The sequence below is a fragment of the Streptomyces sp. NPDC060209 genome, from assembly GCF_042728155.1.
Taxonomy (GTDB): Bacteria; Actinomycetota; Actinomycetes; order Streptomycetales; family Streptomycetaceae; genus Streptomyces.
Map to the genome: position 1 here is coordinate 1 of NZ_JBHWZS010000006.1, position 19471 is coordinate 19471.

The window sequence follows — 19471 nt, forward strand, 5'->3', positions numbered from 1 at the left end:
CGGGCTGAGTCGTTGTGGGTGGAGACGTTCACCGGCTTGCGGATGGGCCGGTTCGAGAAGTTGGTGAAGGTAGTACGGGAGCGGGGCGGAAACGGTCCCGGTGGAGGGCGCCCGTGGTGCCTGCCACTGGCGGACCGGGTCCTCCTGGTGGCCGTCTACTACCGGACCAACCTCACGATGCGCCAGCTCGCCCCGCTCTTCGGGATCTCCCCGGCCACCGTCTGCCGGGTCATCCATCGCCTGCGGCCGCTTCTCGCGCTGGAGCCGGCGCCGCGGCCCGTCGCGGATGTCGAACGGTTGTGGATCGTGGACGGAACCCTCGTCCCGGTCCGCGACCGCAGGGTCGCCGCGTCCTCCCGCAACTATCGGTTCTCGGCGAACGTGCAGGTCATCATCGATGCGGACAGCCGCTTGGTGATCGCCTCGGCCCGCCCCGTCCCCGGGAACAAGGCTGACGCCCACGCCTGGCGAGAATCGGACCTGCCCGCCATCGCGGCCGGGACAACGGTCATCGCAGACGGCGCCTACCTGGGAACCGGACTGGTCGTCCCGCACCGCAGAAGAGCCGGACGCCCACTCCTGCGCGGCCAGGAGGAGGACAACGCCGAACACCGACGCGTCCGCGCCCGCGTCGAGCACACCTTCGCCCGCATGAAGAACTGGAAAATCCTCCGCGACTGCCGCCAGAAAGGAGACGGACTCCACCACGCCGTCCAAGCCGTCGCCACCATGCACAACCTCGCCATGACAGGCTGAACCAGCAGGTCAACCGCCATCCTGGCCTGCCCACACCCACCCTTCTGCAACAACCTTTAGGAATTGTCCGGTGGGTCACAGGTGACTCGCCGAACGCGCCCAGTTCACCGCGCGCTTCGGGCAAATGGTGCAATGGAGTGGAGCCACGCTCAGACGCTGAGATCACGGCACCTGCCCAGATCCCGCGTGTGTCGGCGGCTGCTCGCGTCCTTTGACAGCAAAGTTGGTCCGGCCGGAGTCCCTGACCGGTGCGGACTGACTTCGCTGTCAGGGCTGCTTTCATGGCACTGCCTCGATCCGAACCCTTGGGCCTGCCGTGACTGGGTTGGATGGCAAGGAACGTCACGCGACTGGTTTCGGTGTTGTGGGATCTCGTGCTTCGTGGCACGGTCCAGTCTGCTGACCAGCGCCTTCCCGGTCTTCTCACGTCGTGGCATGGTGGCGTTGTCTCAGGGGCGCGTGGCATTTCCTCAGCAACTGTGAGCGTGAGGGCGGGTCAGCTCCCGTTCTTGCTGTTGAGGGCGTCGGCGTACTTCTCGTCGATGACGGGTTCCAGCCAGGTGGTTCCGTCGCCGTTGGCATCGCCGACGACCATCGCGATGTGGGCCATGAGCGTGGTGTCGGTGGCGCCGTGCCAGTGCTCCTCTTCGGGCGGACACTTGACGATCTGTCCGGCGCTGACGCACACGACGTTGCCGTCGCGGGTGCCGACCAGGCCGGTTCCGTCGGTGACGTAGAGGGTCTGGCCGTTGGCGTGGGAGTGCCAGTTGGTGCGGGCACAGGGGGTGAAGCGGACCAGAGCGGTGGCGAGGCGGGCGGGCTCGGTAGGGGCCTCGATCACGTTGAGGTAGACATCGCCTGTGAAGCGTTCGGCGGGGGCCTTCACGGTGGGGGGCTGAGTGATGTGTTCCATGACTGCCTTTCTGGGCGGTTCAGGATCGTCTGCGTGCTGTTCGTCAGTTCTGCTGGGTCGGCCGGCGGGTGCTCGCAGAGGGGCCCGCGCGCGTGGTGCCGGTCCTTGGACGGGCGGTCACTGAGCGGTGTAGCCGCCGTCGACGGGGAGGGCGATACCGGTGACGTAGCTGGCGCCGGGACTGCACAGCCACAGGACGGCCTGAGCGATCTCGTCGGCGGTGCCGAGCCGGCCGATGGCTTGGCCGGCTTCGGCCTGGGTGCGGTCGAGTTCTCCGCCTTCGACCATGGCGTCGACCATGGGGGTGCTGATGGTACCGGGGCAGACGGCGTTGATGCGGACGCCGCGTGCACCGTATTCGAGTGCGGCGCTCTTGGTCAGGCCGATGACGCCGTGCTTGGAGGCGTGGTAAGCGGCGCGGCCTGGGTTGCCGACGAGGCCGCCGAGGCTGGAGCAGTTGACGATGGCGCCGCTTCCTTGGGTGCGCATGTGGCGCAGTTCGTGCTTCATGGCGGCCCAGATTCCGCGCAGGTTGATGGCGTGCACTCGGTCGAACTGGCCGGCGCTTTCGTCGGCGGCGCCGGTGGGCGGAGGCATGATGCCAGCGTTGTTGTAGGCCGTGTCGAGCCGTCCGAAAGTTTCCACGGTGCGGTCGACAGCAGCGGCGACCTGGTCTTCGTCGGTGACGTCGCAGACCAGAGCGATGGCCTGGTGGCCGGCGTCGCTGAGTTCCTTCGCGGCGGCGTTAACGGCGTTCCCGTCGATGTCCGCGAGGGCGACGGCGGCCCCGGAGGCGGCGAAGGCTCGGGCGGCGGCCAGGCCCATTCCCGAGCTGGCGCCGGTGATGAAGGCGACCTGGCCGGTGAAGTCGTAGGTGGGGTTAATGGGGTTACTCCTGGTGGGTGAGGTGCGGGACAGGTGTACCGGTTCAGTTCCGCGGCGACGTCGCTTCAGCGGTCTCCCGCCGCGCCGGATAGGGGCTTGGGGAGTGTCGTGGGCGACGGTGCGGGTCGTCCCGCGCAGTCGCACTGTCTTTCAAGGTGGCGTCCACGCTGTGGCCGTCGATCGTGATCGGTGTCCGAAGAGGCGGCGCTGCAAGCCGTCACAGCCAGCAGCACCGCGGTCAAGAACCGCGTAGGCACGGGTGCGCGGGGCGGTGCGGGGCATGGCAGAACGCATCCGGCTCAGTCGGGCATCGGTTCGGCGTAGTGCCGAAAGCCCTCCCGATCGGTGTGCAGCGTGTACAGCCGCTCGGCCAGCGCGCTCGGGCTGGAGTGCTCGGACTTTGGGCTGATGGCTCCCGGGACAATGAGCTGGGCGGCGTGGATGTTCTCGCCCGCAAGCGCGTCGTGCAGCATCGCCGCGTACGCGCTCTCACCGGCAAACGCAATCGAGGTACCCGCACGGTCGGGGTGCGGGCGGACCGCGCTGCCGCCGTTGACGAACAGCAGCGTGCCCCGCCCTAGTGCCCGCATCCCGGGCAGCACCGCGTTTACACAGGTCAGCGGGCCCTTGATGGAGAAGGCGAGCGGATCGTCCAGGTCGGCCGGGCTGGTGTCCAGGACCGGCTTCATGAAGTCGGCGCGGGGCACCGGGCTGAACTGCAGGATCTCCACCGGCCCCAGCTCCTCACCGGCCCGTCGCAGGGCGGTGGCAAGGGAGCCGGCGTCCAGGACGTCGGCGGTGTAGCCGCGGGCCTGGATTCCGTCTCGGTCCAATTCGGCCACGAGACGGTCGAGGTGCTCGGCGTTGCGCGAGAGCAGGGCGACGGTGTGGTCGGCGGCGCCGAAGCGGCGGGCGCAGGCCAGGCCGAGGCCGGGACCGGCGCCGACGAGGGCGAAAGTCGTCATGAAAGGTTGCTCCGAGTGATCAGGACACGGCGAGGGCTCGGCCACGCCGTTCGGACGGGCAATTTCCCCTGGTCAGGGCTTGAGGAGCGCCTTGATGGCCCTGCGCTCGTCCATCGCCCGGTAGCCCTCTGCGACCTGGTCGAGGGGCAGGGTGAGGTCGAAGACCTTGCCCGGGTCGATGTGGCCCGTCTGGACGAGGCCGATGAGGTCGGACAGGTAGCGGCGTACGGGCGCGGGGCCGCCGCGCAGGCCGACGTGGGAGAAGAACAGCTCCTGGCCGTCCACGGCGACGTCGTGGGGGACGCCGACGAAGCCGACGTTGCCGCCCGGGCGGGCGGATTGGAGGGCCTGTTGCATGGCCTCGTTCGTGCCGACGCACTCAAGGACACTGTCGGCGCCGATCCCGCCGGTCAGCTCCTTGATCCGCTCGACGCCTTCGTCGCCGCGCTCGGTGACGATGTCGGTGGCGCCGAACTCGCGGGCCAGCTTCTGGCGGGAGGCGTAGCGGGACATGGCGATGATCCGCTCCGCGCCCATTTCCTTGGCGGCGATCACCGCGCACAGGCCGACCGCGCCGTCCCCGACCACCACGGCGGTGGAGCCGGACTTGACCTCGGCGGCATCCGCGGCCCACCAGCCGGTGCCCATGACGTCGGAGACGGCCAGCAGGCTCGGCCACAGCTCCTCGCCCGGGATGTCGTCGGTGGCGACCAGGGTGCCCTGGGCGTTGGCGATGCGCACGTAGTCCGCCTGGCAGGTGGACATGAATTCGCGGTGCAGGCAGCTGGACTGGAAGCCGTTCTTGCAGTTCGCGCAGGTGTTGTCCGAGGTGGCGAACGAGCCGATCACGAACTGGCCCGGCTTGACCGCGGTGACCGCGGAGCCGACCTCTTCGACGAAGCCGACGTATTCGTGCCCCATCGGGTGCGGCTCGTCAGTGGGCTCCAAGCCTCGGTAGGGCCACAGGTCGGAACCGCACACGCAGGTCACGGCGGTGCGGATGATCGCGTCGGTCGGTTTGAGGATCTTCGGGTCGTCCAGCGTCTCGAAGCGGATGTCGCCGGGGGCGTGGATTACTGCGCCGCGCATGAAAGGGGTTCCTTTGCGTGCCGAGGCGACGTACCGGGGTAGCGGCCGTCGCCGAGTGCAGAGCCAGGTGGCCTTGTGTCCGGCCAGCTCACGGCCGGGCGACAAGCACCACGTCACCAGGTAACCCGCTCTTGGCGCGCGCAGCGAGGCACCGAGAAGGGGTGTACTGCCAGTACATCGCTGCGGCCGCGTATGGGACGTACCGTCGAAGGCGTGGAGAACCAAGCAGAGGTCCGCGAGTTCTTGACCTCGCGGCGAGCGAAGATCACCCCCGAGCAGGCGGGCCTGCCCTCTGGCAGCCGTCGGCGGGTGCCCGGCCTGCGCAGGAGCGAAGTCGCCGCGCTGGCCGACATGAGCGTGGAGTATTACTCCAAATTGGAGCGCGGCAACGTCGCCGGTGCCTCCCCGGCCGTCCTGGAAGCCCTCGCTCGCGCTCTCCAGCTCGATGACGTCGAACGCGCCCACCTGCTGAATCTGGCCCATGCGGCGGATGGCTCCGACGCCCTCGCCCGCCCCCGGCGCCGCTCCCCGCAGTGGAAGGCGCACCGCAGTCTGCAATGGGTCCTGGACGCCGTCACCGCCGGCCCGGCCTTCGTGCGCAACGGCCGCATGGACCTGCTCGCCACCAACCAGCTCGCTCGCGCGTTCCACGACGAAATCTACGCCGCACCCCACAACCAGGCGAACCTGGCCCGCTTCAACTTCCTGGACCCCGCTTCCCGGCGCTTCTACCCCGACTGGGACCAGGCCGCAGACATCGCCGTGTCGATCCTGCGCACCGAAGCCGGCCGCAACCCCCACGACAAGGGCCTGCACGACCTCGTCGGCGAGCTGTCCACCCGCAGCGACGACTTCCGCACCCGCTGGGGCGCCCATAACGTCCGCCACCACGGCACCGGCACCAAGCGCTTCCACCACCAGGCCGTCGGCGAGCTGACCCTCGCCTACGAAGGGTTGGAGATGGCAGCCGAACCCGGCCTCACTCTGACCATCTACACCGCCGAACCCGGTTCCACCTCTGAAGAGGGCCTGCGCCTCCTCGCGTCCTGGGCCGCCACCCAAGATGCCGACGCTACGCAACCCTCCACAACGAGCTGAGCCCAGCTTTCAGGGATCACATTCTCCGGGGGCGGCCCGTCACAGCGAGACTGTCCAAGGCGTACCCCCTCCCACCAGTACGGCCGTACAACACCCCCAGCGTGCTCAATTCGCACGACTAGGTTCACAGTCACAAAAGCCGAGACAGCTGTGTTCGCTGTCAAACGCCTCGATTGGATAACAAGGGACATCGCCCCAGCACTCTGAGACTCGCCAGGCAGGCAGGGACTGGTGTCAGGTGCGAGACAAGTCAAAGCCTCGTCTCTGTTCTGAACAGCGTGAGCGTCACCCGGCCTGTGACTGGCACGGGCCGGGTGACGGTCATGGGGCCTGCCAGCATGCGCTCGTGCCACCCGACCAGAGGGCAACGGAGTACCTCGTGGCGCCGGGGGGCTGGTTCCTGGCTACCGCTTGCAGTCAAGGGCCGGGCTGTGACCTGTACAAATGCGGCCTGGGGGTCCTTGCCAGTACCCCTCACAGCGGAGACTCCCACATCGCCTTCATTCCCGGTTCCATGGTCAATGCCCCACCCCGCCGACCGGTCCCCCTGCACTGGCCCGGTTACCCACGCAACGAGGATGAGACATGACTGGCAAGAGCCCGGTGATCACGCTGGACAGCGGCCTCAAGGAGCCCTCCCTGGGCCTCGGCTTCTCCCAGTACGCACCGGCCAACACGACCGCCGCCGTGGCGAGTGCGTGAGGAGAAGAACAGCATGACCACACAGCTGCACGACACGCCCGCGGCCAGGAACCCGGACCAGCGTCGGACCACCGCAATCGTCGTCGGCGCGTCCCTGGCAGGTCTGATGACCGGGCTGGCCCTGTCGCGCGCCGGAGTCGACGTCACGATTTTGGAGCGCTCGGGTGCAGTCCCTCGGACTGGGGCCGCTCTCGGCGGGGTGGACGAAAGCCTGCTCGAGAGAATCACCGGCCGCAAACTCTCGAAAACGGACTCGACGGCGCTACGTTCAGTGGCCTCCGGTGTGCAGACCTGGAGCGCTGTCCACGCCCGGCTGCGTACGGCCGTCGCTGCCGACCCCCACATCACTCTCCACCCCCACACGTCGGTGCACAGCGTGAGCCAGGACGCGGATTCCGCGTGGGTGATCACCTGGGACAACATGACGTTCCGGGGAGATGTCGTGATCGGTGCGGATGGTCACAGAAGCGTGGTGCGCAACAGCGTCTCACCTGAGAAGCCCGACGCCACGTTCGCCGGCTACGTGATCTGGCTCGGCCTGACCGATGAGGCCGCACTCGCGTCGTCAGGCCGCTGGCCTCGCGACGTCGCATTCCTCAGCGGCATTGACGACTATCTCCTGGGCTACCCGCTGCCCGGCCACGATGGTTCTCTCGCTCCGGGCTCCCGCCAGCTGGGATGGGCCTGGTACGACTCGAGCCGCAATGATCTTCTGCGTGAAAAGGGCAGCGTTGTCCGCAACGTCGTGCACCACTCACTCACCTCCGCCGACATACCGGAAGCGACCTTCCGCGAGCTTGCGGACACGGCCAATGCCCTCTGGCCGTCGCCCTGGCGCGAGGCGATCCTCGACTGCATCGAGCGGCGTGCCGTGATCGGCACTCCCATCGCCGAATACGTTCCCGACAAGCTCGTTAACGGGCGCCTTGCCCTTGTGGGGGACGCCGCGCACGTTCCGACCCCGATGACGGGTTCGGGCTTCAGCGCGTCGCTCCACGATGCCGAGGCCGTCGCCGCATCCGTTGCTGCCGGTGTGCGTGGACCGGCCATGGCGCAGGCCCTGCGGGGGTATGAGAGGCAGCGGCTCAACAGCGTGCGGAGCATGGTCCAGTCGGGCCAGCAGTTCAGTCGTTCCTTCGCCGGTCGGGCCGCCTGATCTCTCGCGGGAACGCCCGTACGAGGGCACTTCCAGGCCGTGCGCCGCGTATGCGCCTTGTCGTGACCGGGGCACCATCAAGATCGACTGGACTAACGGGCGCGAGGTCATCGGGACACACCCCCGCGACCGTCCGGCTCCGATCCGTATCAGCTCCGTGGCGCCCCCGCCCGGCAGGCAGGCTACCTGGGAGAAATACCTTGCTCGGTCTCGAACTCGTCGTGATCCTGAGTCTCGCGGTTCTGGTGTGCAATGCCGTCGGACCGCACCTGCGGGTCGCGCCGCCTGTCCTGCTGCTCATCACCGGCGTGCTGCTCGGGTTCATCCCAGAGCTGCGCCAGGTGCACCTTCCGCCTGAAGCGGTGCTGCTGCTGTTCCTACCTGCACTGCTGTACTGGGAAAGCCTAACCACCTCGCCCCGGGAGATCCGTAAGAACCTGCGCGGCATCGTCCTCATGAGCACCGTTCTGGTCATCCTGACCGCCTGGGCTGTCGCGGCGGCAGCGCATGCCTTCGGGTTGCCGTGGGGACCGGCGTGGGTGCTCGGAGCAGCCGTCGCGCCGACCGACGCCACCGCCGTCGGAGCGCTCGCGAAGATGCTGCCACGCCGCAACGTCACCCTGCTGCGCGCCGAAAGTCTGATCAACGACGGCACCGCCCTGGTCATCTACGGTCTGGCCGTCGGCATCACCGTCGGCGAGGAACACCTCACCGCACCGCACGTCGGCGGGCTGTTCCTGCTCGCCTATGTCGGCGGAGCCGCAGCCGGAGCGGTGACAGCGTGGTTGGGGCTCAGGGCGCGCCGGGTCTTCGGCGACCCGTTGCTGGGCAACGTCGTCATGATCCTGATCCCCTTCACGGCATACCTGCTCGCTGAACTCGTCGAAGTCTCCGGCGTGCTCGCGGCCGTGGTGGCCGGCCTCTTCATGAGTCAGGCCGGGCCACGTGTCGCAGGAGCCGCCCCCATGCGCCGTCAGGCGGACGCGTTCTGGTCGCTGGCCACGTTCCTCCTCAACGGTTCCCTGTTCGTCCTGGTCGGACTGGAGGCTCAGTCGGCCGTCCGGAGCCTGAGCGACCCCGACCTCACCCACGCCCTGATCACCGTCGGCATCGTGTCAGCGGTCCTCGTCGTTGTGCGTTTGGTTTTCCTGTTCGCCGCCGCCTATCTGATCCGGCTGATCGACCGCCGTCCTCAGCAGCGGCTGCGCCGGATCAGTAGCCGCGCCCGGGTGGTCAGCGCGCTGGCCGGCTTTCGCGGGGCGGTATCCCTCGCAGTGGCGTTTTCCGTGCCGACCACACTGGATTCGGGTGCCCCGTTCCCCGACCGTGACGTGATCGTCTTCGTGACCTCAGGGGTCATCATGGTGACGCTCGTGGTCCAGGGGCTGTTGCTGCCGAGCGTGGTGCGCTGGGCCAAGCTGCCAGTGGACACATCGGTTCAGGAGGAGCGTTTCCTCGCGGAGACCCGAGCCACCGAAGAGGCGCTGAAGGCACTGCCTGACCTCGCCGCCGAGACCGACACCGACCCGGCAGTCGTCGACCGGCTCCGCGACGAGTACGAGACGCACCTTGACGTCCTGCACGCAGGCCGAGGCGACGCCGACGACGACACCGTGCTGCGGCACGCCCAGGACTACACAGCCTTGCGTCTGGCCCTCATCACCCACAAACGCGCCACCGTGATCAAACTCCGCGACGATCACCACATCGACGACACCGTTCTGCGCCAGGTACAGGCCCACCTCGACAGCGAAGAAGTACGCCTGGCCCACAACGAGACGACCGAGTGACGTCAAGTCCTGCCCCGACCGTCTTCAAAGCCTGCAGGGCACACCGCCACCGCCGGCCGTGACGCGCCTATGCCTGCATCCCCCAACCCTGCACAACCAGAGAAGGAAGAACGACATGTCGCACACCATGACAGCCTTGCTCGGCGGAGCCGGACCCGATTGGGTCACCCGCGAGGTGTCCGTACCCGAACCCGGCCCCGGACAGGTGCTCGTGCGTACCCGCGCAGTCTCGCTCGGCAACGCCGACGTACAGATGCTCGCGTCCGCAGACTCTGCATCCGGAAGCGGAAACGAATATGTCGCCGGTTACGAATTTGCCGGGGAGATTGCCGCCGTGGGGACAGACACCGGCCTGGTCCAGGTCGGGAATCATGTCATGGGCGCGTCGCCGGGGGCCTTCGCCGAGTACGTACTGGCTGACCACCGCCACGTCATGCCAATCCCGGGGAGCATCGGCCACGAGAAAGCATCCGCGCTGCCCACCGCCTTGTTCACCGAGCACGGCGCACTCGCCCTTGCTTCATTCCAGGCCGGGCAGAGCGTGCTGATCACCGGCGCCACGTCCGGGATCGGCCTGGTCGGAGTACAGATCGCCAAGGCTCTCGGAGCCCGCACCGTTCTGGCAACGACCAGGACCGATGCCCGATCGGGCCTCGTGAAGACGACCGGGGCTGACGTCGTTATCGCCACCACCAGCCAGAACCTCACCAAGATGGTGCTCGAGGCGACCGACGGCCAGGGCGTGGATGCCGTGCTCGACCATGTGGGAGGACAGACCCTCGCCGACTGCCTTCCCGCCACCCGCGTCGACGGCACCATCCTCAACATCGGCAGGCTGGACCAAGCGGCTTCCACCATCGACCTGGACGCCCTCTCCTACCGCCACCTGCGCCTGCTGGGAGTGTCGTACGGCTTCAGCCGCGCTGCCGAACTCGGCGGGGTAATCGCCGGCCTGACACCGCACGTGCTGCCCGCCGTGGCCGATGGCCGCATCCGCCCCGTCATCGACACTGTGTTCCCCCTTGCCCAGGCCAAGGAGGCCGCCGACCGGATGCGCACCAACCAGGCCCAGGGAAAGGTTGTCCTGGTGATGCCCTGACCGCCTCTCTGCCACCTGGCCAGTCATCGATGCGGACTTAAACTCTCACACTTGCTCATCAGTGGGTCAGTGACAGCGCTCGTCGCGCCACGAGGCTTCAGGCGCGGTACGTCGACGTTGCGGTGCGTCGGAATCTGCGCGAGCGCAGTGACCGCGCTGGCGTCGGGAGGGCGACGGGTGGCGTCCTTGCCCGACGCCGCCCGGCTGCTCCTGATCCACACGGAGGCGGCTCCGTTGACGCAGTACGAGAACGCTGGAGAGCCCCGGCCGGCCGGGGCTGTAGGGAGTGTGGGACGAGGAGGGTGGTCCCCTCTTGGCGGAGGGCGCCATGGGGCTTCAGCCGAAGGTGCTTTGGGAGCCAGCTCTGTGGCGCACCCCTCAGTACAAGGCCAGCCACTCCCCCACACCTTGCCCGGGCGCAGCTGGGCGAAGTGAGCACGGTGCCACCTCGGCGCGGGCTCACGCACCGAGGGGGCTTCGTGCTTGCAATTGCTGCCAAGCCGTGACGGATTGCCGTTCGGCGTGCCACTCAGCTGCCTGAAGGGTGTTGACCAGGAGCATGGCGATGGTCATCGGGCCGACGCCGCCGGGTACGGGGGTGATGCGGCCGGCGATGCCGTCGAGTTCGGCGGCGCGGACGTCGCCGATCAGCCCGTCGCGGGTGCGGTGGATGCCGGCATCGATGACAGTGACGCCGAGTTTGACGTGCTCGGGCCCAATGAGGCCGCGGACGCCGGTGGCGACCACGATGATGTCGGCGGGGCGGGTGACGGCGGCGAGGTCGATGGTGAACTCTTGCGCCACGGTCACTGTGGCGCCGCGCCGCAGCAGCAGTTGTGTGAGGGGGCGCCCCACCAGTTCGCCCCAGCCGACCACCGCGACGCAGGCGCCTTTGATTTCGATGCCTTCCGCGTCGAGAAGTTCGATGATGCCGCTGGGTGTGCAGGGCCGCAGTCCGCGCTCGCCGCGGGCCAGCTGACCGGCGCTGGCCGTGGTCAGGCCATCGACGTCCTTCACCGCGGGAATGCGGTCGATCAGGGGTGCGGCGTTCAGCTGTGGTGGAAGCGGAAGTTGGACCAGGATCCCGGAGACGCCTGGGTCGGTGGCCAACTCATCGATCACTGAGGCGACTTCCGCTTGGGTTGCTTGCTGGGGCAGGTGGCGGTGGATGTCGCGCATACCTGCCTCACGGACGGCGCGGCGTTTGGCGGTGACGTAGACGGCACTGGCTGGGTCATCGCCGACCAGAATGGTCGCCAGTCCGGGTACCAGCGCGGTACCCGCTGCCGCAGCGACGCGAGCGGCGACTCGCACACGGATGCCTTTGGCGATCCGCGCGCCGTCGATCATGGTTGTCATCACAGCGAACCGCTTTCTACTGGTGGACAATTCACTCGGTGAGATGAACTGCGCCGCGGCTGTACGGCGCCGGCCCGGGGCGCCACTGGGTACCGGAGAAGGCTGTGCGCGGGATGCACGGCAACTCGCGACGTCCGCCGCTCTGGTCGTCCGGGAGGCCGGCGCGCGACGAGACCGCCTGCCCCTGTGCCGGGCGGAATCCCTGTCGAGGTGTGCGTGTGGAAGGCGTCTCAGGTGAAGACGATGGTGTGGTTGCCGTTGCGGATGATGCGGTCCTCGGCGTGCCAGAGCACGGCGCGGGACAGGACGGCTCGCTCGACGTCGGCGCCACGGTGCATCAGGTCGGCCGTGTTCTGCGCGTGGGTGACGCGGACGACGTCTTGTTCGATGATGGGCCCTTCGTCGAGGTCGGCGGTGACGTAGTGGGCAGTGGCGCCGACGAGTTTCACACCCCGCTCCTTGGCTTTGGCGTAGGGGCCGGCGCCGATGAAGGCAGGCAGGAAGGAGTGGTGGATGTTGATGATCGGCACGCCGACCTGCTCGATGAAGTCGGCGGAGAGGATCTGCATATAGCGGGCGAGGACGACGAAGTCGACGTTGTCCTTGAGCAGGCGCAGGTGTTCGGCCTCGGCCGCGGACTTGTCCGGCCCGGCGGAAGCGACGTGGAAGAAGGGGATGCCGAAACCGCGCACCTCCTCCGCCACATCGGGGTGGTTGGAGACGACCATCGCGACAGAGATCGGAAGCTGGCCCTGGCGATGGCGCCACAGCAGATCCAGCAGGCAGTGGTCCGACTTGGAGACGAAAATCGCGACGCGCTTGGGGACCGACATGTCACGCAGGGTGTAACGGAGTCCGTACTTCTTCACCAGATGCTCGTCCAGACCTGCGCGTAGGGCGGGAACGGCGGCCTGCAGCCCGTCAAGGCCGAAGACGGTGCGCTGGAAAAAGGCGCCGCCCTGCGGGTTGTCGGAGTACTGGTCGAGGGAAACGATGTTGGCCCCGTGCGTGCTGAGGAGGGATGCCAGCGCGGCGACGATCCCGGTGGCGTCAGCACCCTGCACGATCAAGGAGGCTTGGTGCCCGGCCGACTTCTGAGTCCTGGTGAGTGGGACGGACGTGTGGTGAACGGTGGTCATGCGGGCGTTTCCTTCCTGAACTGCGCAACCCACTCGGAGGTCGCCTTCAGACCGCCGAATGTGTAGAAGTGCACCTTCACCTCGCCATGGCGAGCGGGGTCGTAGCCGTCTGTGAGGGCGCGCAGGAAGCGGTCTGGTCCTGCGGTGCCCATGAGGTTGGTGATCGACAGGCCGTACTTCTTGGCAATGGACGCACTGGTTGTGACACCGAAGCGCGTCGCGTAGGCCATCAGCCGGCGCACACCGGCCGGCCCCGGGACACCGATGCGGACGGGCAGGGTGATGCCTTCCTGCCGGACCCTCTCGAGCCAGTTGAGTACGGGATCTGCGTCGAAGCCGAACTGGGTGACGACGCTGCCCTCCAGGTTCTGGGCGGTGAGCGATGCGTCCTTGTCCCGCAGCGCCGACCAGAGCGTGTCGTCGGCGATGTCGGGGTGGCCTTCCGGGTAGCCGCTGACGCTGACGTGCCGGACACCGTACTTCTTGAGCAGTCCGGAGTTGATAAGGGCCAAAGAATCCGCGTAGGGGCCCTCGGGGTGGGCAGGATCGCCGCCGACAGTGAAGGCGTTCTCGCTGGTTCCGTCGGCTTGGAGGGCTGCGAGGAACTCCTCGAACTCGGCCTGGGAGCCGAGGCGGCGGGCCGAGATGTGGGGCACGGGCTCGAAGCCCAGGCGCTTGACCGCCCGAGATGCCTCCCGCCGCATCTGCAGATTCTCGTTGCCGAGGAACGTGACGTTGATGCGAGTGCCCTGGGGGATCGTTTCGGAGGCGTCCTTCAGCTGGGCGACGTCCTTGCCGGTCATCTCCAGGGAGAAGCCCTCCAGGAGTGAGGTACTCACCCCGGCCGAGGCGTTGCTGAGTGGATTCATCGTGCTCCTTGTCCTACCGATGGGTGTAGTGGGCGGTCGATCCGGGCTACGCGGAGGGGTGTCCCTGCTCCAAGGTGGTCGGATATCTCGGAGATGGCAGACCGGTTGGAAGTGGGGCTCCCCTCCGGTCGGTCCTGCCTGGAGTGCGTACGACCCCGGCCGGGGTCGGTCAGCTGTTGCGCCGGTAGTGGGTGCGGGCGTGCTGGTCGAAGGGGCTGGGCTGAACGGTGGCGCGTATGCGTGGGAACCCAAGGTCGGCCTCGGGTTCGGTGCCGAAGCCAGGGTGCTCGCCCCACACAACGGTGACCTCGGTGCCTGGTTCGGCGTGCGCGGGGTCAATCACGGTCTGCGCCAGTACGGTGCCGACTGGGTCGATGGACGCTGTCTGCACGGTCATGCCGACCAAACCGACGGATGCCTCCACACGGTGGCGGGCATACGTGAGGACGAAGCCGGGGTCCTCCCCGGCGCCGACCACACGGCGCACGTCGTCGGGGTTGAGGACGAGGGTGACCTTTTTGCGGCGAGGCTGGTCCTTGGCCGCGAGCAGGGCTTCCCGGCCCACGAAGTCGTGGGCGAAATGGATGAGCTTGCCGTAACCGAGTTCGTACGGGGACAGGTAGTAGTCCTCGATGTCAGGGGAGAAGTAGCTGCCGTTGAGGGGCCGCTGGCCCTCGATGCCGTACAGAGCCAGGTGCGCGCGGTAGTCCCGCAGCTCGGGGTCGGTGTAAATGCCGGGGACGGGAGAGGGAATCCAGCCGCTCTCCACACTCGGCGTGGTGTAGGCCAGGGCGCCGACCTGGATCAGGCCGAGGGGCTCACCGGCCTTCAGGAACGCCTCGTGGACGTAGTCTGAGTGCTCCCAGGGCCCGATGAACTCGTAGCCGGCCTGCCCGGCCATGCCATGCCGCAGGGCCTTGAAGTCCCTGCCGTCCAGACTGACCGGCGTCGAGTGGAAGAACTTCGTCTCCGGCAGCGGTCCGTCGAACACCCTCTCCACCAGTTGCTGAGCCAGAGGCCCCTGAATCTGGTAGCGGAACAGCTTCGGGTTGCCCCCGCCGTGCCGGAACGCGGACGAGGCGTCCGTCTCGAAGGAGACGTCGTAGCCACCCTTTTCTGCGTGGTACTGCACCCAGTGCTGCGCTGCGGGAATCCCGCTGAGGAGATACGCGTTCTCGTCCTCCCGGGCGAGGATCCCATCGGTGACGATGTTTCCGTCCCGGGTGACCGGCACGTACTGCTTGGCCTGACCGACCGCGAACTTCTCGAAGTTGTTTACCCCGTGGTCCGCGAGCAGACGGGTGGCGTCGGGGCCTTCGATCCACATGTCGTACATGTGGTGCGACAAGTTCAGCAGCGCGGCGCCCTCGTGCCATGCGGCCTGCTCGAGGCGCCAGCCGGCGTACTCGCGCTCGACCACTTCCGGGGTCCAGGGCGCCGCCCCGGGCTTCCACAGCAGCTGGATCGGTGAGCCTGCTTTGTCGATGCCGTCCTGAAGGCTGGGGGTGGTCATAACAGTTCCCTTCGATGGTCCACCCGAGGTACTTAATCGATCTAGTAGCGAAGATCGAAGACTGAAGAAGTACCGCGGCTCTGGGGGACGTGCGATTACTAGAACGATCTAGCGCAAGCTAGCAGAAGGTTGCTGGCGGAAGGGAGGTTCATGCACTGCACGCTTACGTTGCAGCGGGCGCAGCCTTCGCTGTCGTGGGCGTGCCCTACGGCCGGTTCCACACGAGGGCGCCCCGGACGTCGTGTACACAGACAAGACGCCGGCAGCGGCAAGGCCGGCTATCGGCCGTGCTCACCGTTCGGCTCCTCCTACAATGAACCGCTGCACAGGTGTGTGCGGCGCACGCACACAGCATCGGAGCAGATCGATGGGCGCCTCCGGACGGGTCACGCTGAACGATGTCGCGGCTGCCAGCGGAGTATCCCGGGCCACGGTGAGTTTCGTCCTGAACGACGACCCGAAGCAGACGATCTCGGCCTCGACCCGCGACCGCGTCAAGCAAGCGGCGAAAGAACTCGGCTACGCCCCCCACGGCGTCGCGAGGGCACTGCGGGAGGGCAACTCCCGTCTGGTCGTCCTCACCATCGACTGGGGCCTGGACGGCAACTACGCCCGTACTTACATCCGCGGACTCGACGACGAACTGGCCGCGCACCACCACGTCCTCCTCGTCCGTCACGGACACCAAACAACCCAGGACACACAACAGATCCTCGACGCCATCGCTCCGCGCGCCATCTTCCGCTTCGGAGATCCCTACTTCACCGGCCACGACCTCGATGATCTGGGCCGTGGCTGGCGCGACGGCCTCGCCGCCCACACCGCACTGCAGATCCAGCACCTCGTGGAACACGGGCACACACGCATCGGCCTTGCCCTTCCGGACTTCGAGACGCCGCTGACAGCCTCCCGTCTGCGTTTCACCGGACACGCCGCAGTGAAGCTCGGCATCCCGGCCCCGGCCTCGTTCGTCGCGCACCGTAACCGCTCCGCCTGTGCGCACGCCGTCGAGCAATTCCTCGCCGATACTCCCGGGACGACGGCGATCGCGGGCTTCAACGATGACATCGCGCTGCGCTCCATGACCGCTTTGCAGGATCTCGGCCTGAGTGTTCCTCACGATGTCGCTGTAATCGGCTACGACGACACCGAGTACGGCGAACTCGTCCGGCCGTCCCTGACCACTGTCCACATCGACGCCGAGGCGCATGGGCGGCTCAGCGCGCGGCTAATCCTCCGCTTGGATGATGCAGGACTGACGCCGGTACCGGCTCAGATCATCGTCCGCGAGTCGGTCTGAGCTCAGCCGCAGCTCACAGCTCTGCGGCTGACAGCGGCCAGGCCACGCATTCCATCGCAACTGCAGTCGCAGCACCCGCAGACCCGTCTGACTCCAAAGCCGTGCAGCCCGGCACGGCATGACGCTCGCCCAGCGGCGACCACATACTGCCCGCAGCCCCGTCCCCCGCTCCGCCGGCCCGAGCGACAACCGGCCCGCAGTCTCCGTCAAGATCCTGACTACGGCCTGAGCGCTGCGGCGCGCCGGAATGCACGACGACCGCAATGCCGGGAAAAGTGCGGTACGTGGTGGAGAAGAGCAAAGACAGGCAGGAACACGGACCGCTGGCCAGGGTCCACGCGGCTTTCACAGGCGACCGGGTGACGACCTTCGAGCTCTTCTTCGACCTCGTGTATGTCTTCACCCTGACCCAGGTCACGGCCTACATGGCCCACGAGCACACCGGTATCGGTGTCCTGCACGGCGTGCTGCTCCTGGCCCTGGTCTGGATCTCCTGGTCCGCCTACGCCTGGCTCGGCAACCAGGCCCAGGCCGACCCGGGTGTCGTACGAGTCGGCATGACGGTGGCGATGGCAGGGGTCTTCATCGTGGCGCTCACCGTCCCGGAAGCGTGGCACGACGAGCCGGGCGGCCTGCATGGACCGCTGGTCCTGGCCTGCGCGTATCTCTTCGTACGATGCGTGCACATGGTCCTCTACAGCGTGCTCGCGCGTGGGGACCGCGGGCTGCTGCGTCAGATCGCGGTCTCATGGCCCGCTGTACTGGCGGGCTCCGGGCTCCTGATCGCGGGCGCGGTGGTGGGCGGCGGATGGCAGACGGCACTGTTCGCAACGGCGATCGCGGCGGACTGGGGAGGTGTGTACGTCACCTCCCGCCGGGGAAGCTGGCGCATCCACAGTGCCGCCTACTTCACCGAACGGCACGAGCTGTTCATGATCATCGCAATCGGGGAATCCCTACTGGCAATGGGAGCGGGGGCCGCCGGTCGCCCTGTATCAACACCGCTTCTGGCCGCCGCAGTCCTCGGCGTCGCCATCGCCCTCGGGCTGTGGTGGCTGTACTTCGACGTGGCGACCCTGGTCGGAGGACACCGGCTGAAGACGTCCCAGGGCCGGGACAGGGTGAGCCTCGCAGTCAACGCCTATGGCTACGCCCACTTCCCAATCATGGCGGGCATCGTGCTGACCGCGCTCGGAGCGGAGGGAGTTGTGGCACAGGCGGACAGCGGCAAGACTCTGGGCAGCTTCTACGCCTGGGCTCTCTACGGCGGCGCCGCCGCGTATCTGGCCGGACTACTCCTCTTCGGCCTGGTCATGCTGGGCCAGTGGAGCCCGTTCCGGATGGGGGCCCTGTTCCTTCTGCCTGGGATTGCGCCCGTAGCAGCCACGCTGCCGCCGGTCGCGGCTCTGGCAGCCGCTGTCGCTGTCCTGGCAGCGGTAGCTGCCGCCGAGACCTGGTGGTACGCCGAACTGCGCCACCATTTGCGACGCTGAGGCGTACGTGACGGTGGCAGCCACGATCCCTCGCACAGACGGCTGACAGACCTGGATGACCCACTCAGCCAGCGTGTGGCGCGTTGGAACGGCAGGCGGGGACGGCATGCTCGAGCGGGACTACCAGCTCAGTGAGCGGCGGATCTGTGATGACGCATGTGCGACAAGCTGGGGGTCACTGCTGATGGGGGTACTAGCAGGGTCTCTCAGATTCGGGGAGTCGTGCCTAGCCTGGGTGTATGGACAATCAGGCTGAAGTACGCGCTTTCCTCAAGTCTCGGCGTGACAAGATCACGCCTGAGGAGGCTGGCCTGCCCTCTTACGGAAACCGTCGGGTGAGCGGGCTACGCCGGAGCGAGGTCGCGATGCTGGCCGGGGTGAGTGTCGAGTACTACACCCGGCTGGAACGGGGCAATCTCGGCGGGGTGTCCGAGGGTGTGCTCGACGCCCTCGCACAGGCCCTGCAGCTCAATGACACCGAACGCACCCACCTGGACGATCTGGCCCGTGCGGCGAATACGACCCCTGCCCGGGCCAAGCGTCAGCCGGCCCGGACGGGCGTGCGGCCGAGCATTTCGCGGATCGTCGAGGGGATGCCGGGGCTGCCGGCCTTCGTGCAGAACAACCGCTTCGATGTCCTGGTCTGCAATCCATTGGGGCGGGCGCTGTACTCGGAGATGTACGCCGATCCGTCGTGCGGTGCGAACACGGCACGCTTCGTGTTCTTCAGCCCGGCGGCGAGGCGGTTCTACGTCGACTGGGAGCGCATCGCCCGGGGCGCGGTGGGCGCCTTGCGGATCGAGGCGGGCAAACACCCCTACGACCGGGAACTGTCGAACCTGATCGGCGAGTTGTCGACGCGCAGCGACACCTTCCGTGTGATGTGGGGCGCCCACGACGTGCATGTCTTCCGCGAGGGGAAGAAGCGGTTCAACCATCCGGACGTTGGTGAGCTGGAGCTGGACCATGAATCCATGGATCTTCCGGGCGACACCGGGCTGATCGTGGCCGCGTACAGCGCGGCTCCCGAAACGGCGGCCGAGGATGCTCTGAAGCTGCTCGCCAGCTGGTCCGCGCCGTCCGAGGCTCCGCAGGACGCCGACGCGAACTCCGACAGCTGATCCTCTGCGCCCTTCCCTACTCCGTTTAGCCCCGGCCGCGCTCCGCGGCCGGGGTGAGCTGTTTCGGTTGCGGGAATGCGGTGCTGGGGGGCTCTGCGAGTGCCCCTCACAGCAGAGACTCCCTCATTGTCCGGGATCACGGTTGCATGGTGGTCGCCCCGCGTTCCGGGGCACGGGACGGTGACCGCTTCGGCTGGTCCCGCCGCCACCCACTCGTTCAGCAA

The 19471-nt window shown here is 67.5% G+C and carries 16 protein-coding genes; 8 read left to right on the forward strand and 8 right to left on the reverse strand.

Features of this window, described 5'->3' with window-relative positions:
* Positions 1-756, forward strand: a 756-nt coding sequence (locus ACFWFI_RS02230; RefSeq protein WP_387384459.1) for a transposase, incomplete at its 5' end; no start/stop codon positions are given.
* 496 nt (positions 757-1252) lie between these two features.
* Here the strand turns inward: ACFWFI_RS02230 and ACFWFI_RS02235 are convergent.
* From ACFWFI_RS02235 to ACFWFI_RS02250, 4 genes are all read right to left on the reverse strand, one after another.
* Positions 1253-1669, reverse strand: coding sequence for a (R)-mandelonitrile lyase (locus ACFWFI_RS02235; RefSeq protein ID WP_387384461.1), 417 nt, complete (start codon positions 1667-1669; stop codon positions 1253-1255).
* Between the two features lie 117 nt (positions 1670-1786).
* The gene (locus ACFWFI_RS02240) at positions 1787-2554 is read right to left on the reverse strand and encodes an SDR family NAD(P)-dependent oxidoreductase (RefSeq protein WP_387384599.1); all 768 of its coding nucleotides are present in this window, start codon (positions 2552-2554) and stop codon (positions 1787-1789) included.
* Positions 2555-2853: 299 nt separating this feature from the next.
* Positions 2854-3519 (reverse strand): SDR family NAD(P)-dependent oxidoreductase, encoded by a 666-nt coding sequence (locus tag ACFWFI_RS02245; protein ID WP_387384463.1) that lies wholly within the window; start codon positions 3517-3519, stop codon positions 2854-2856.
* 72 nt (positions 3520-3591) lie between these two features.
* Positions 3592-4608: a zinc-dependent alcohol dehydrogenase family protein gene (locus tag ACFWFI_RS02250; protein ID WP_387384465.1), complete on the reverse strand. Its 1017-nt coding sequence runs from the start codon at positions 4606-4608 to the stop codon at positions 3592-3594.
* A 213-nt stretch (positions 4609-4821) separates the two neighbouring features.
* On the opposite strand from ACFWFI_RS02250, the gene ACFWFI_RS02255 reads away from it, so the two are divergent.
* The 4 genes from ACFWFI_RS02255 to ACFWFI_RS02270 all read left to right on the forward strand — a co-directional run bounded on the left by ACFWFI_RS02255 (position 4822) and on the right by ACFWFI_RS02270 (position 10453).
* Entirely contained in the window at positions 4822-5706 is an 885-nt protein-coding gene (locus ACFWFI_RS02255; protein ID WP_387384467.1) for a helix-turn-helix transcriptional regulator, read from the forward strand.
* A gap of 715 nt (positions 5707-6421) precedes the next feature.
* Positions 6422-7564 carry an FAD-dependent monooxygenase gene (locus ACFWFI_RS02260; RefSeq protein ID WP_387384469.1) on the forward strand — a complete coding sequence of 381 codons (1143 nt, stop codon included), beginning with the start codon at positions 6422-6424 and terminating at the stop codon, positions 7562-7564.
* A gap of 200 nt (positions 7565-7764) precedes the next feature.
* Positions 7765-9354 carry a Na+/H+ antiporter gene (locus tag ACFWFI_RS02265; protein WP_387384471.1) on the forward strand — a complete coding sequence of 530 codons (1590 nt, stop codon included), beginning with the start codon at positions 7765-7767 and terminating at the stop codon, positions 9352-9354.
* 115 nt (positions 9355-9469) lie between these two features.
* A complete protein-coding gene (locus tag ACFWFI_RS02270; protein WP_387384473.1) occupies positions 9470-10453 on the forward strand; it encodes a quinone oxidoreductase family protein in 984 nt (327 codons plus the stop codon).
* 459 nt (positions 10454-10912) lie between these two features.
* Here the strand turns inward: ACFWFI_RS02270 and ACFWFI_RS02275 are convergent, their stop codons facing one another.
* The 4 genes from ACFWFI_RS02275 to ACFWFI_RS02290 all read right to left on the reverse strand — a co-directional run bounded on the left by ACFWFI_RS02275 (position 10913) and on the right by ACFWFI_RS02290 (position 15333).
* On the reverse strand, positions 10913-11812 hold the full coding sequence (locus tag ACFWFI_RS02275; RefSeq protein ID WP_387384475.1) for a bifunctional 5,10-methylenetetrahydrofolate dehydrogenase/5,10-methenyltetrahydrofolate cyclohydrolase: 900 nt from the start codon (positions 11810-11812) through the stop codon (positions 10913-10915).
* Positions 11813-12042: 230 nt separating this feature from the next.
* Positions 12043-12951 carry a formyltetrahydrofolate deformylase gene (gene purU, locus ACFWFI_RS02280; RefSeq protein WP_387384477.1) on the reverse strand — a complete coding sequence of 303 codons (909 nt, stop codon included), beginning with the start codon at positions 12949-12951 and terminating at the stop codon, positions 12043-12045.
* Positions 12948-13820, reverse strand: coding sequence for a methylenetetrahydrofolate reductase (locus ACFWFI_RS02285; RefSeq protein ID WP_387384479.1), 873 nt, complete (start codon positions 13818-13820; stop codon positions 12948-12950). The genes purU and ACFWFI_RS02285 overlap by 4 nt, the downstream gene beginning before the upstream one ends.
* 169 nt (positions 13821-13989) lie before the next feature.
* On the reverse strand, positions 13990-15333 hold the full coding sequence (locus tag ACFWFI_RS02290) for an aminomethyl transferase family protein (RefSeq protein WP_387384481.1): 1344 nt from the start codon (positions 15331-15333) through the stop codon (positions 13990-13992).
* A 367-nt stretch (positions 15334-15700) separates the two neighbouring features.
* Here ACFWFI_RS02290 and ACFWFI_RS02295 point away from each other — a divergent pair, with 367 nt between their 5' ends.
* The 3 genes from ACFWFI_RS02295 to ACFWFI_RS02305 all read left to right on the forward strand — a co-directional run bounded on the left by ACFWFI_RS02295 (position 15701) and on the right by ACFWFI_RS02305 (position 19247).
* Positions 15701-16633: a LacI family DNA-binding transcriptional regulator gene (locus tag ACFWFI_RS02295; protein ID WP_387384483.1), complete on the forward strand. Its 933-nt coding sequence runs from the start codon at positions 15701-15703 to the stop codon at positions 16631-16633.
* Positions 16634-16917: 284 nt separating this feature from the next.
* On the forward strand, positions 16918-18126 hold the full coding sequence (locus ACFWFI_RS02300) for a low temperature requirement protein A (RefSeq protein ID WP_387384485.1): 1209 nt from the start codon (positions 16918-16920) through the stop codon (positions 18124-18126).
* Between the two features lie 239 nt (positions 18127-18365).
* Positions 18366-19247, forward strand: a complete 882-nt coding sequence (locus tag ACFWFI_RS02305; protein ID WP_387384487.1) for a helix-turn-helix transcriptional regulator — start codon at positions 18366-18368, stop codon at positions 19245-19247.
* Positions 19248-19471 lie beyond the last annotated feature (224 nt).

What these genes read in the sequence shown, in the direction of transcription:
- ACFWFI_RS02235 (WP_387384461.1), bottom strand. Translation starts at nt 1,669, where the DNA reads ATGGAACACATCACTCAGCCCCCCACCGTGAAGGCCCCCGCCGAACGC.
- ACFWFI_RS02245 (WP_387384463.1), bottom strand. Translation starts at nt 3,519, where the DNA reads ATGACGACTTTCGCCCTCGTCGGCGCCGGTCCCGGCCTCGGCCTGGCC.
- ACFWFI_RS02250 (WP_387384465.1), bottom strand. Translation starts at nt 4,608, where the DNA reads ATGCGCGGCGCAGTAATCCACGCCCCCGGCGACATCCGCTTCGAGACG.
- ACFWFI_RS02260 (WP_387384469.1), top strand. Translation starts at nt 6,422, where the DNA reads ATGACCACACAGCTGCACGACACGCCCGCGGCCAGGAACCCGGACCAG.
- ACFWFI_RS02270 (WP_387384473.1), top strand. Translation starts at nt 9,470, where the DNA reads ATGTCGCACACCATGACAGCCTTGCTCGGCGGAGCCGGACCCGATTGG.
- ACFWFI_RS02275 (WP_387384475.1), bottom strand. Translation starts at nt 11,812, where the DNA reads ATGACAACCATGATCGACGGCGCGCGGATCGCCAAAGGCATCCGTGTG.
- purU (WP_387384477.1), bottom strand. Translation starts at nt 12,951, where the DNA reads ATGACCACCGTTCACCACACGTCCGTCCCACTCACCAGGACTCAGAAG.
- ACFWFI_RS02285 (WP_387384479.1), bottom strand. Translation starts at nt 13,820, where the DNA reads ATGAATCCACTCAGCAACGCCTCGGCCGGGGTGAGTACCTCACTCCTG.
- ACFWFI_RS02290 (WP_387384481.1), bottom strand. Translation starts at nt 15,333, where the DNA reads ATGACCACCCCCAGCCTTCAGGACGGCATCGACAAAGCAGGCTCACCG.
- ACFWFI_RS02295 (WP_387384483.1), top strand. Translation starts at nt 15,701, where the DNA reads ATGGGCGCCTCCGGACGGGTCACGCTGAACGATGTCGCGGCTGCCAGC.
- ACFWFI_RS02305 (WP_387384487.1), top strand. Translation starts at nt 18,366, where the DNA reads ATGGACAATCAGGCTGAAGTACGCGCTTTCCTCAAGTCTCGGCGTGAC.